Genomic DNA, 12,763 nt, shown 5'->3' on the forward strand with positions numbered 1-12,763 from the left:
CCGCATTGGCCAGGGCATCGAGTTCGACTATTGCTGCTGCCATGCCGCCTTCGCGCTGGCGGAAATCGGCGTCGAAAGCATCATGGTCAACTGCAACCCGGAAACCGTCTCGACCGACTACGACACGTCCGACCGCCTCTATTTCGAGCCGCTGACGGCCGAAGACGTGCTGGAGCTGATCGACGTTGAAACGTCGAAGGGAACGCTTGCAGGCGTCATCGTGCAGTTCGGCGGACAGACGCCGCTGAAGCTCGCAAACGATCTGGAACGCGCTGGCGTGCCGATCCTCGGCACCTCGCCCGACATGATCGACCTTGCCGAAGACCGCGACCGCTTCAAGGACCTGCTCGACCGCCTCAAGCTGCGCCAGCCGCCGAACGGCATTGCGCGTTCCGGCGCGGAAGCGAAAGTGATCGCCGAGCGCATCGGCTATCCGGTCGTCATCCGTCCCTCTTATGTGCTTGGCGGCCGCGCGATGGAAATCGTCCGCGATACGGCGCATCTGGAACGCTACATCACCGAAGCCGTTGTCGTGTCCGGCAAGAGCCCGGTGCTGATCGACCTTTATCTGCGCGACGCGATTGAAGTCGACGTCGATGCGCTTTGCGACGGCAAAGACGTTTTCGTCTGCGGCATCATGGAGCATATCGAGGAAGCTGGCGTCCATTCCGGCGACAGCGCCTGCTCGCTCCCGCCCTATTCTCTGCCCAAGGAAACCATTGCCGAGATCGAGGCGCAGACGCGCGCCATGGCGCTGGCGCTGAATGTCGTCGGCCTGATGAACGTGCAATACGCCGTGCAGGACGGCACGATCTATGTGCTTGAAGTGAACCCGCGCGCCTCGCGCACGGTGCCCTTCGTCGCCAAGGTGATCGGCGCGTCGATCGCCAAGATCGCCGCCAAGGTGATGGCGGGCGAGCCGCTTTCGAGCTTCAACCTGAAGCCCTTCCACTACGACCATGTCGCAGTGAAGGAAGCCGTCTTCCCCTTCGCGCGCTTCCCCGGCGTTGACACGCTGCTCGGGCCGGAAATGCGCTCGACCGGCGAAGTCATGGGCCTCGACAAGAGCTTCGCCGTCGCCTTCGCCAAGAGCCAGATTGCAGGCGGCACGAAGGTTCCGACCGAGGGCAATGTCTTCATCTCGGTGAAGGACAGCGACAAGGACAAGATCGTCGCCCCGGCGAAAAAGCTTCTCGAAATGGGCTTCAGCCTGGTCGCCACCGGCGGCACGGCCCGCTACCTGACCGAGCAGGGCGTGACCGTCCGCACCATAAACAAGGTGCTGGAAGGCCGCCCCCATATCGTGGACGCGATCAAGAACGGCGACGTGGACCTGGTCTTCAACACGACCGAAGGCGCGCAGGCGGTTGCTGATTCGATGTCACTGCGCCGGGCCGCCCTTATGATGAAAACACCCTATTACACCACCGTCGCGGGCGCCCGCGCGGCTGTTCTGGGCATTGAGGCCATCCGTCACGGCCAGCTAGAGGTCGCTTCTCTGCAATCCTATGCTAGAGTGGCCGCCGCCGAATAAGGCGGAACCAGAACCCAAATTCTGGGTTTGACCTTCGGCGCATCCCTAACCCACAATCAGGGTTCATCGCCCGCCGTCCGGAGCCTTTGACAAGGCCCCGGCGGGTTTTTATTGGCAAGTTCCGGACCTGACCCGGCTTATAGTCGGGACGGGACCAATCGAAAGAGACGATCCGATATGGAAAGGATTCCGATGACCTCTGAGGGCCACAAGGCTCTGGAAGAGGAAATCAAATTTCTGAAATCCATCGAACGCCCCCGCATCATCAAGGCGATTGCGGAAGCGCGAGCGCATGGCGACCTGTCGGAGAATGCGGAGTATCACGCCGCGAAGGAACAGCAAGGTCTCAACGAAAGCCGCGTGCTGGAGCTTGAGGACAAGATGTCCCGCGCCGAAGTGATCGACGTCTCGAAACTCTCCGGCGATACGGTGAAGTTCGGCGCCATCGTCACTCTGGCCGACGAAGACACCGACGAGGAAGTGAAATACCAGATCGTCGGTGAACTCGAAGGCGACGTGAAAAAGGGCAAGGTCTCCGTCACCTCCCCCATCGCCCGCGCGCTGATCAGCAAATCGGTCGGCGACAGCGTGGAAGTGAACACGCCCGGCGGCGGCAAGAGCTACGAGATCCTGAAGATCGAGTACAAGTAGGCGTCGCTTTTTTCCGCACTCACCGAACCATTACCGTCGTGCGCGGGCTTGACCCGCGTATCCTCGTCTTGCGGCTTTGGCAGTTAAGAAAGACGTGGATGGCCGGGTCAAGCCCGGCCATGACGAGTGGGCGTTCGACTGCCCCTCATCACTCCTCCGCCAACGCCTCGAGCGGCACGCCGGGCAGATGCTTCGACTGGCGGATGGTCAGCGACGTGCGCACGCTCGCGACGTTTGGCGCAGGCGTCAGCTCGCCGGTGAGGAAGTTCTGAAACGTCGAAAGGTCCGGCGCGACGCATTTCAGGATGAAGTCGATATCGCCGTTCAGCATGTGGCACTCACGCACAAGCGGCCATGAACCGACCAGCGCCTCGAAGGCCTTGAGATCGGCTTCGGCCTGGCTGTGCAGCCCCACCATCGCAAAAACCGTCACCTCAAAGCCCAGCGCGCGACCGTTGAGATCGGCGTGATAGCCGTGAATGAGCCCGGCCTTTTCCAGCGCCCGCACACGGCGCAGACAAGGCGGCGCGGAAATGCCAACCTTTTGCGACAGATCGACATTGGTGATCCGTCCATTGGCCTGCAATTCGTTCAATATCTGAAGGTCGATAGCATCGAGCTTGACCCGCTTCATGGGCTTATCCGGTGGTGACTTGAGGAACGGGACGCTTTACTTACTCTGAAGCCAACCATAATTCAGCAATAAAATTACTCAATAGCGCACGAATATGACCGAAATGCCCTCACCTCCATCTCAAACGCCTCCCCCCTTGAGGGGGAGGTCGGATCGCGCCAGCGAGCCGGGTGGGGGGGCTTCTTCGAAAGACTCTTTACCGGACGTCCCCCCCTCCCAACCCTCCCCCTCAAGGGGGGAGGGCTTTGATCACCTTTCCTGCTGGGTGCTCACCAACGGCATGGCCGGCTTCGAGACGCAGGGCTTGGGCATTGCAGAAGCACTGGGGCTGAAAGCGGAGTTGAAGCGCGTATCGCCGCCCGCCCCCTGGCGCTGGATCGCGCCGCATGGCCCGGCCGCGCCCGACGCAAACATCAAGGCCCCCTGGCCTGACCTGCTGATCGCATCGGGCCGCCAGTCGATCCCTTACGCGCGCATGATCCGCCGCAAGTCGAAGGGCAAAACCTTCACCGTGGTGCTGCAGGACCCGCGCGTCGCGCCCTCGAATTTCGATCTCGTCTGGGCGCCCGCGCATGACAGGCTCGAAGGGCCCAATGTGCTTTCGACGCTTGTCTCGCCGCATCGTTTGACGCGTGAGCGCCTCACCGCCGAAGCCGCGCGCATCGCGCCGAGCGTTGCGCATCTGCCAAAGCCGCGCGTCGCCGTGCTGCTTGGCGGCACCAATGCGGTCTATACGTTTTCCGAACAGATAGCGGCGCGCATCGGCGCTCAACTCGCAAACCTTGCCGACGAATTTCACGCGGGCCTCATGGTCACGCCCTCGCGCCGCACGGGCGACGCGCAAACCCGCATCATCCGCGACGCGCTGAAAGACAAGCCCGCCATCGTCTGGGACGGCACGGGCGACAACCCCTATTTCGGATTTCTGGGACAAGCTGACGCAGTCATCGTCACCTGCGACTCTGTCAACATGGTCGGCGAGGCGGCTTTCACCGGAAAGCCCGTTTACGTTATCGAACTCGAGGGAAATGCTCCGAAGTTCCGGCGATTTCTCGATGGCGTCTATGCCTCAGGCGCGGCGCGACCATTTGTCGGCCGTCTTGAAAGCTGGGAGTACGCGCCATTAAATGCTACCCATGAGGTCGCGGAAGCGATCAGACAACGCCTCAATCAACGCTGACGGACCCGACATGAGCCTGCTCGATATCGAAGCCCTGCGCGCGACACCGCTGAAGACGGACCCTTACGAATATTTCGTGGTGCCGAATTTCATTCGCGCGTCGCAGTTCGACAAGGTCATCGCAGACTTTCCGCCCATCTCGACCACCGGCTCCATTCCGCCAAGCGAATTGCCGATCAAGGGCGCCTTCGACAAGCTGCTGAAGGAGCTGGAAGCACCCGCCTTCCGCGAAGCCATCGAAGAAAAATTCGGCATCGACCTCTCGTCGCGCCCGACCATGATCACGGTGCGCGGCAATTGCTCACGCTCGAACGGCAAAATTCATACGGACACGGAATCAAAGATCATCACCGTCCTGCTCTACATGAATCAGGAATGGGACAAGGATGGCGGCCGCCTGCGCATCCTGCGCTCTGGCACCGATCTCAACGACGCGGCAGAAGAAGTCTCGCCCAATGGCGGCACACTGCTCGTCTTCAAGCGGTCCGATAATTCCTGGCACGGCCATGAGCCCTTCGAAGGCCCGCGCCGCGCCATTCAGTTGAACTGGGTAACCGATGACGAAGTCGTCGCCCATGAACAGCGCCGCCATCGTTTCACGATGTTCCTGAAGCGCCTCAACCCGTTCGGCAACGTCGCCGCGCGCGAAGCCTATTGAGTTCAACGCGTATGACGCTAGCAATCGAAACGTTCAAGAACGCCGACCTCGCTCATGGCTGGCGTCCCGGCAACAATGCGGGCGGCGCAACGCTGTTCAAGGCACTGGGCCATCCCCTCTCCGCCGTCAAAGGCCATGCGCTGATCGCCGAGCTTGAACAATCAGGCCCCGTCGCGATCTTCGATCCGGTCGGCACGGGCGGCAACTTCAATGCCTATTACGACCTGACGCGCATCGACATTGCGGGCTATTACGTGCAGCGCGTCGAAGACCTGGGCAGCGCGCTGCTCGGTCACGATGCAAAGCCCTTGAGCGAGATTGCGCGCTCCGGCGCGAAAACCATTCTCGTCATGCTCTTCGACGCGGAAAAAGTGCTGGCGCCGATGCGTCATCTTTTCCCGAAGGATGCGCACATCGTCAGCCTCGATGCCATGCGCATCCCTGACGACATGCTGACCAATCGCGGCAACTATCTCGACCCGATGAACTTCGCGACGAACTTCGCCCTGATGCGCGAAACAGCGGGAACGAACGGAAGCGACGATCTGCATACGCGCGTGCAAAGCGCGAATTACTGGTCGCTGCACGGCGCGGAAAATCCCGAATTGTGGCTCTGCCTTTTCGGCGAGGATGGAACGCAGCTTGCCGAGTGGCGCGAGCCGCTGCCCGTCGCAGGCGCGCCCTTTGCCATCGACAGCGCCGAAATCCGCCACCGCTTCGGCCTTGGCGATTTCAGCGGTTCGCTTTTCATCCATGCGATCCGCATCAAGGGCCACGACGTCGTCAAATACGCGCTCGACATGTATGGCGAAGGCGGCAAGGCGCTATCTTGCAGCCATGACGCCAATGCCTGGCCCGCCGACTTCTATGCGGGCATGCCCGCTGGCGACGCGGATGAAAGCGTCACGCTCTACATCCAGAATTCGCACCCCATGCCGATCCCGCCGCGCACCGTGGGCCTCAACATCATGGGCGCGCAGGACATCTCATGGTTTGAAGACGAGATCGCGCCCTTCGCAACGCGCGCGATTTCGGTCAACGCCCTGCTGCCGCAAGCCAAATGGCCCGACCAGATCGAGATCGTGGCAGGCCGCTATTTCGTCCGCCCACGTTACGAAGTGAAGCGCGCCAGCGGCCAGCGCCGCATTGCCCATGCCAATGTCGAACGTACGGACCTGAAGCCCAATCCTGAAATTGCGGGCCTCGAAAAATATATGGGCAAGGGCTACATCATGCCCCTGCCCGTGCTGCCGCGCGGCGAATTCAAAAGCGTCATGCTGCCGACACCCATGGCGACCGGCCAGCAGGAACTGCCGATCCGCGCCGAACTGATCGACGCCAGCGGCAAGCTCGTCGCCTCGAAATTCCTCGGCCGCATCCAGCGCCGCGACAGCGTCGAGATCGATGTCGAAAAATGGATCGCCGACGCCGCGCTGACGCTTCCCTCCGGCTACGGACATGTGGAATTTCTCTACGACTTCCGCGATGGCGGCGAAGGCGACGGCTGGCTGCACGCGCTTGGCCGCTTCGAGCAGAAATCCAGCGGCCACCGCGCCGAGACGATTTTCGGCGCGCATATCTACAATACGGCGATCATCTACAAAGACGAACCGCAGTCCTATACGAACAAGCCGCCGGGACTGACGACGCGCCTCTTCCTGCGCCTCGGCAGCGACGGGCTCGACACGATCTGCCACCTGATCTACCCGGCCTCAACGCCCTGGCACGCAAAAAGCTCGACGCTGCTCATCCTGCATGACGCGGAAGGCAAACCCATCGCCGAAAAGCCGATCGAAATCGCCTGCGGCGGCTCACGCTTCTGGCGTCTGTCGGAAATGTTCACGGCCGAAGAGCGCGAAGCCATGGGCGGCGCAGGCTACGTCATCATCCGCGACACGACATGCCGTTTGTTCGGCTTTCACGGCATGACGAACGGCAACGAAAGCTTCTGCCTCGATCATATGTTCGGGTTTTGATCGTTCCACGATCTAGGCTGGACCAGCATTTAGAGATCGTCATTGCGAGGGCTGAAGGCCCGAAGCAATCCAGCCTTTCCGTATACGTAGCGTCTGGCTTGCTTCGCCGACGCTCGCAATAACGAGAAAACGAGGCGGCCGCCTTTTTTCAGAAAACAAATGAGATGTTGATTGGCGCTAAACCTTCCAACCGGTAACCGCCGAAACACTTAATACAAAATCTTCGACGGTTCTCAGTTCGGTCGAGGTGTCAACGTTAGGCGTCGTTATTTCTCGAAAAGCTACAAACTCGTGCCAAGGATGATCGTCCTCATTTGACTGCCCGCCAGACCACTTCCAAAGATCGCCCCGAAGGTCAGGTACTCCAATTTGCGAAGCGACGAAAAATTCGCCTGAATCGAACCGCTCTCGGATCGCTTGCTTTGTCGATTCCAACATCTGCCCAAGGAGCACGACAATGCCATGTGCCTTGTAGTTCGAAGCGTCGCGATAAAGATATTCAAATATCGTCTGGGACATTTCTCAATTTCTCAAATCGCTCATCATTGTGCCACTGAAGAAATTCAGGCGCAGGCATGAAACGCCGAGGCGGTTGAATTTTTGTACCTTCGAGATTGGAGAGCATCCGACCTAACTTGGTACGCTCTCCCTCTTGCTTAATCTGATCTGATACTCGAATCGACAAGTTGGGCATGACCGTAATCAATCCGCGATCAAACGCCCTGTCATGGATAGATGACAGACAAAGGCCGTTGTGTGGATTCAGCCGGTTTTTTTCGTCCGATGCCCAGGGGACAATATGACTCGCAACAATTAGATCGTTCGTCGTAACGCCGCTCATGCAGCACTTGCTTTCGTAACTCGCCAACACAGAACGTCGAAAGAAATTCTGACGCCGCCGAACACTTACTAAAGCTTCTCTCTCCTCGCCGAGATAAATAGCGGCATCTTCGGCAAACGCTGACCGACCCTGATTGTTGACCACTTGTTCCAATTGCAAGGTTCGCGTCAGCGCATCACACTCAGCGTCCAAGCCCTCCCAGTCCGCATGAAACTCGCGCCACGTTTCCCGATCGGCCTGCGAAGCATTTTTCAATCCGCTACGACCTGAACTCGTAATGGCCGGATCAAGGCTTGCAAAGTTCACCAATTTCATCGCAACAGCGGAAGGCGTGCGTCCGATGAGACGGGCAAGCTCGATAATTTCGGGCGCTCGGCTATGCAATCTGCCAAATGGCAGTTGGCAATAAAGATGGAAGGCGAGTTTCAATTGCTCTCCTGTCCATGGCATTCGCGCTGCCTTAGCGTCCGAACTCATTGCGATATACTTTTCATCGAATCGACGTACCCGCTTAATTCAAACAGTATCTCTTTTGCTGCTATTTCCGATTCCCCGTATGCGGGGTACGTTGTTCTCCCCCTTGCGACATCCCGCCTCTTCTTCGCTCCTGCAGCATCTTTGGGCTTGATATCTCTTTGGAACGTCTCTAAATAACAACAATCAGTTTGGAGTTGTTCCAAAGACCCTCCCAAGTCCAGTTCAGGAGCCATATTATGAGCGTACTCGTCGGTAAAGCCGCCCCCGATTTCACCGCAGCCGCTGTTCTTCCCAACGGCGATATTGTTGAAGATTTCAACCTGAAGGCGCATTTGAAGGGCTCTTACGGCCTTGTTTTCTTCTATCCGCTCGATTTCACCTTCGTCTGCCCCTCGGAAATCCTCGCCTATTCGAACCGCGTTCCGCAGTTTGAAAAGCTCAACGTGAAGGTCGTGGCCGTCAGCGTCGACAGCCAGTACACGCACGCCGCATGGCGCAACACGGACCCGAAGGAAGGCGGCCTCGGCCCGGTGAAGTTCCCGATGGTGGCCGACCTGACGAAGCAGATCGCGCGCGACTATGACGTGCTGATCGAGGATGCAGGCGTCGCGCTGCGCGGCACTTTCCTGATCGACCGCGAGGGCATTGTCCGCCACCAGCTCGTCAACGACCTGCCGCTCGGCCGCAATGCCGACGAGGCGCTGCGCATGGTCGACGCTCTTCAGTTCCATGAAGAAAACGGCGAAGTCTGCCCTGCCGGCTGGAACAAGGGCGACCAGGGCATGGTCGCGGACGCCAAGGGCGTCGCCAAATATCTCGGCGAGCACGCCGAAGCCCTCTAATCGGGGCCAAAGACTTCAGATTGGGCCGCTCCTTGCTTATATATAGAGGGCGGCCCGGTCTCCCCCCTCAGGTCTTGTTAAGTCGCAGTTCAACGGAAGCATCATGTCCGACACGAAGCACTCGAAAGTCATCATCATCGGCGGCGGCGCGGCCGGATATACGGCGGCGATCTATGCCGCACGCGCCATGCTGGAGCCGACGCTCATTCAGGGCATCCAGCCGGGCGGCCAGCTCACCATCACCACTGACGTCGAGAACTATCCGGGCTTTGCCGAAACGATCCAGGGCCCCTGGCTGATGGAACAGATGGAGGCGCAGGCGCGCCATGTCGGCACCAACATCGTCGCCGACACGATCGTCAATGCCGACCTCGGGAAGCGCCCCTTCCGCCTCGTCGGCGACAGCGGCACGATCTACACCTCCGATGCGGTCATCATCGCGACGGGCGCACAGGCAAAGTGGCTCGGCATTCCGTCCGAGCAGCATTTCCAGGGCTTCGGCGTTTCGGCTTGCGCAACCTGCGACGGGTTCTTCTATCGCAACAAGGAAGTGCTGCTTGTCGGCGGCGGCAATACCGCTGTCGAAGAAGCGCTGTTCCTGACGAACTTCGCCTCGAAGGTGACGGTCATCCATCGCCGCGATCACTTCCGCGCCGAAAAGATCCTGCAGGAACGCCTGTTCAAGAATCCGAAGATCGAAGTGCTCTGGGACAGCGTCATCGACGAAGTGGTCGGCGACGAGGAACCGCGCGGCGTGACCGGCGCGAAGGTGACGAATGTGAAGACGGGCGAAACGCGCATCATCCCCGCGCACGGCATTTTCGTCGCCATCGGCCACAAGCCTGCGACCGAACTCTTCGAAGGCCAGCTCGACATGAAGCCGGGCGGATATCTGAAGACGGTGCCGGGCGCCACGGCAACGAACATCCCCGGCGTCTTCGCCGCGGGCGACGTGGCCGACGACGTTTATCGTCAGGCCGTGACGGCGGCGGGCATGGGCTGCATGGCCGCGCTGGAGACGGAACGGTTTCTGGCGGCGGAAGAAGGAAGCCACGCGCAGGCGGCGGAATAAGGCCGTTTCGCTGCACGCACTCCAAATGAAGACGTCATCCCGGGACTTGTTCCCGGGATCCAACTTTCTTCCGGTGCGCTGAGAGGCCCATGGGTCCCGGGAACAAGTCCCGGGACGACATCCGAGTTAGTGGCCAAGCCCAATCAAATCCACCAAGGCGCCCATGTCGTAGAATACATGGGCGCCTTCGCTTTTGAGGGCGGCTGCATCCGTGTGCGGATCGCCGGCAAAGCCGAGTACGGGCATGCCTGCCGCGATTGCCGCCTGCACGCCGGGCACGCTGTCCTCGATGACGACGCATGTCTCCGGCGCATGACCCATCTGGTGCGCTGCAAACAGGAACAGGTCCGGCGCGGGCTTGCCCCGCCCCACTTGCTCGGCGCTGAAGAGCACGTTCTCGACGAGCGGCAGAAGCCCGGAGCTGCCAAGCGTGAAGCGCATCTTTTCGAACTTGCCCGACGAGGCGACGCAGAAGGGAATGCAACGCGCCTGCAGTGTGCGCAACACAGGTTCGACGCCCGGCACCGCCTCGATGCCCTGCGCAAAGGCCTTCAGCGTTTCATCGCGAATGTAATCGGGCCAATTGGCCCCAAGCGGACGCCCGATCGCGGCTTCCACATGGCTCATCACCGCGCCCATGGTGCGCCCGACGAAAAGCCTGTGCGCCTCTTCATAAGAAATGTCGAAACCGTCTTCGGCAAGGACGCGCACGAGCAAACGGTTCGCGACCGGCTCGCTGTCGACCAGCACGCCATCGCAATCGAAAATTACAAGTGACGGGGGAGATGAAAAAGGAAACGCCATGACGCGTTTATCGGGCGTCATGGCGTTTTCATCAATTCACTTTTGATGACACTTGGTGTCATCACTCAAGGGTGCTGCGAAGCATCCAGGCGGCCTTTTCGGCGGCCGTCATGCGCTCGATCATCAGATCGCCGGTTACTTCATCGCCCGCCTTGTCGGCAATGTTGAAAACTTCGCGCGCAACCTTCGTCAACTGCTCGTTGCCCTTCACGAGATTGGCAACCATCTGGTTGGCGCTCGGAACGTCATTGTCTTCCTGGATCGAGGTGAGCTTCGACAATTGCGCATAGGTGCCCGGCGCGATGGCGCCAATTGCCCGCAAGCGTTCTGCAATCACGTCGGTCGCGGCCCAAAGCTCGCGATACTGCTCCTCGAACATCACATGAAGCTGCGGGAAGTTCGGACCCGTCACGTTCCAGTGGTAGTTATGCGTCTTGAGGTAGAGCGTGTAGTTGTCGGCCAGCGCCCGCGACAAACCTTCCGCGACAGCCATCCGATCCTTTTCGGAAATACCAATATCAATCGCCATATTGAGCCTCCTTTTGCTTGTTTCATTTTAGGCAAAAGCAGGGCTTGCCGCAAGTAGTTTATAATTATTCTAAGGTATTGACACAGCGGCGACGCCAACAAAAAACCCGCCAACGAAGTGGCGGGTTTTTCAATGTTCGGCCGGTAAGCCGTGTTCAGCGAAGCGAGGCACAGAAGCGCTGAATGCGCTCGCAGGCTTTCGTCAGCGCATCCGTCGACGTCGCATAGGAAATGCGGAAGAAGGGCGACAGGCCGAAGGCTGCGCCATGCACAACGGCGACACCCTCTTCCTCCAGCAACGCCTCGACGAAGTCCTGATCGTTGCCGATGAGCTTGCCCTTGGGCGTCGTCTTTCCGATGCAGCCTTCGCAGGACGGATAGACATAGAAGGCGCCTTCAGGCGTCGGGCATTTGATGCCGGTCGCCTGATTGAGCATGGACACGACAAGGTCGCGGCGCTCCTTGAAGCTCTGCGCACGCGTCGGGATAAAATCCTGCGTGCCGTTCAGCGCCTCGACCGCCGCCCACTGGCTGATCGATGTCGGGTTCGACGTCGACTGGCTCTGCACCGTCGTCATGGCCTTGATGAGCTCGAGCGGCCCGGCGCAATAGCCGATACGCCAGCCGGTCATCGAATAGGCTTTCGACACGCCGTTCATCGTCAGCGTCCGCTCGTAAAGCTTCGGCTCCACCTGTGCCGGGCTCACGAACTTGAACCCGTCATAGGACAGATGCTCATACATGTCGTCGCTGAGAATCCAGACATGCGGATGGCGAAGCAGAACGTCGGTCAGCTTCTTCAATTCGTCATGCGTATAGGCCGCGCCCGTCGGGTTTGACGGCGAGTTGAAGATGAACCACTTCGTCTTCGGCGTGATCGCTTTCTCAAGCGTCTCGGGCTGAAGCTTGAAGTTGGTCTCCATGCCCGCTTCGACGATGACGGGCGTGCCGCCCAGCAACTCGACGATATCGGGATAGGAAACCCAATAGGGCGCGGGAATGATGACCTCGTCGCCGGGGTTCAGCGTCGCCACCATCGCATTGAAGATGATCGGCTTGCCGCCGGGCGCGACGAAACACTGAGCGGGCGTATAGTCGAGCCCGTTCTCGCGCTTGAACTTCGCAGCGATCGCCTTCTTCAGCTCCGGAATGCCGCCGACATCGGTGTATTTCGTCTCACCGCGCTCGATCGCAGCAATGGCCGCCGCCTTGATGTTGTCGGGCGTGTCGAAGTCAGGCTCGCCTGCGCCAAGGCCGATCACATCGACGCCCTGGGCTTTCAGGTCGCGCGCTTTCTGAGTCGCGGCAATGGTTGCCGACGGCTTGATGCGCTTCAGCGAGTCCGAAAGGAAGGCCATGATCCATTCTCTACGATAAGGGTTAGGAAAAGCGGCTGAACCTAAGCCCGACAGCGCGTCCGTGCAACACCGGATAACAGGCAAAAGGTCGCGCGGGCGTTCAAAGCCGGTATGAATCCGGCGCGTGTAGCGCCGTTGCCACCCTGCCAAGGGGAGAGGGGACGAAAAGGCTCCGCCCCTGCCAAAAATTCTGCGTCGTCCCGGGACT

At 59.8% G+C, this 12,763-nt stretch carries 13 protein-coding genes; 7 read left to right on the forward strand and 6 right to left on the reverse strand.

What is annotated here, in order from left to right; translation table 11 throughout:
- Positions 1-1,534, forward strand: a 1,534-nt coding sequence (gene carB / locus WA943_RS03340; protein ID WP_424468423.1) for a carbamoyl-phosphate synthase large subunit, incomplete at its 5' end; no start/stop codon positions are given.
- A 177-nt stretch (positions 1,535-1,711) separates the two neighbouring features.
- Positions 1,712-2,185 carry a transcription elongation factor GreA gene (gene greA / locus WA943_RS03345; protein WP_424468424.1) on the forward strand — a complete coding sequence of 158 codons (474 nt, stop codon included), beginning with the start codon at positions 1,712-1,714 and terminating at the stop codon, positions 2,183-2,185.
- A gap of 148 nt (positions 2,186-2,333) precedes the next feature.
- On the opposite strand, the gene WA943_RS03350 is transcribed toward greA, so the two are convergent.
- Positions 2,334-2,819: an Lrp/AsnC family transcriptional regulator gene (locus WA943_RS03350; RefSeq protein ID WP_424468425.1), complete on the reverse strand. Its 486-nt coding sequence runs from the start codon at positions 2,817-2,819 to the stop codon at positions 2,334-2,336.
- A 280-nt stretch (positions 2,820-3,099) separates the two neighbouring features.
- Between WA943_RS03350 and WA943_RS03355 the strand changes: the two genes are divergently transcribed.
- The 3 genes from WA943_RS03355 to WA943_RS03365 are packed head-to-tail and all read left to right on the forward strand — an operon-like array spanning position 3,100 to position 6,633.
- Entirely contained in the window at positions 3,100-3,999 is a 900-nt protein-coding gene (locus WA943_RS03355; RefSeq protein ID WP_424468426.1) for a mitochondrial fission ELM1 family protein, read from the forward strand.
- A 10-nt stretch (positions 4,000-4,009) separates the two neighbouring features.
- Complete coding sequence (locus tag WA943_RS03360; protein WP_424468427.1) at positions 4,010-4,657, forward strand: 2OG-Fe(II) oxygenase; 648 nt, start codon at positions 4,010-4,012, stop codon at positions 4,655-4,657.
- An 11-nt stretch (positions 4,658-4,668) separates the two neighbouring features.
- Positions 4,669-6,633 (forward strand): hypothetical protein, encoded by a 1,965-nt coding sequence (locus WA943_RS03365; protein WP_424468428.1) that lies wholly within the window; start codon positions 4,669-4,671, stop codon positions 6,631-6,633.
- Between the two features lie 177 nt (positions 6,634-6,810).
- On the opposite strand, the gene WA943_RS03370 is transcribed toward WA943_RS03365, so the two are convergent.
- Positions 6,811-7,152 (reverse strand): hypothetical protein, encoded by a 342-nt coding sequence (locus WA943_RS03370; RefSeq protein WP_424468429.1) that lies wholly within the window; start codon positions 7,150-7,152, stop codon positions 6,811-6,813.
- Complete coding sequence (locus WA943_RS03375) at positions 7,133-7,903, reverse strand: HNH endonuclease (protein ID WP_424468430.1); 771 nt, start codon at positions 7,901-7,903, stop codon at positions 7,133-7,135. Before WA943_RS03375 ends, WA943_RS03370 begins: the two co-directional genes overlap by 20 nt.
- Positions 7,904-8,187: 284 nt before the next feature.
- Between WA943_RS03375 and WA943_RS03380 the strand changes: the two genes are divergently transcribed.
- Positions 8,188-8,793, forward strand: coding sequence for a peroxiredoxin (locus WA943_RS03380; protein ID WP_424468431.1), 606 nt, complete (start codon positions 8,188-8,190; stop codon positions 8,791-8,793).
- 103 nt (positions 8,794-8,896) lie between these two features.
- Positions 8,897-9,865, forward strand: a complete 969-nt coding sequence (gene trxB, locus WA943_RS03385) for a thioredoxin-disulfide reductase (protein ID WP_424468432.1) — start codon at positions 8,897-8,899, stop codon at positions 9,863-9,865.
- Between the two features lie 126 nt (positions 9,866-9,991).
- On the opposite strand, the gene WA943_RS03390 is transcribed toward trxB, so the two are convergent.
- From WA943_RS03390 to WA943_RS03400, 3 genes are all read right to left on the reverse strand, one after another.
- Entirely contained in the window at positions 9,992-10,690 is a 699-nt protein-coding gene (locus WA943_RS03390) for an HAD family hydrolase (RefSeq protein WP_424468433.1), read from the reverse strand.
- A gap of 40 nt (positions 10,691-10,730) precedes the next feature.
- Positions 10,731-11,198: a Dps family protein gene (locus tag WA943_RS03395; RefSeq protein ID WP_424468434.1), complete on the reverse strand. Its 468-nt coding sequence runs from the start codon at positions 11,196-11,198 to the stop codon at positions 10,731-10,733.
- A 154-nt stretch (positions 11,199-11,352) separates the two neighbouring features.
- Positions 11,353-12,555 carry a pyridoxal phosphate-dependent aminotransferase gene (locus WA943_RS03400; RefSeq protein WP_424468435.1) on the reverse strand — a complete coding sequence of 401 codons (1,203 nt, stop codon included), beginning with the start codon at positions 12,553-12,555 and terminating at the stop codon, positions 11,353-11,355.
- Between the last annotated feature and the right edge of the window lie 208 nt (positions 12,556-12,763).

The sequence above is a fragment of the Parvibaculum sp. genome (genome assembly GCF_049651025.1).
Lineage (GTDB): Bacteria > Pseudomonadota > Alphaproteobacteria > Parvibaculales > Parvibaculaceae > Parvibaculum.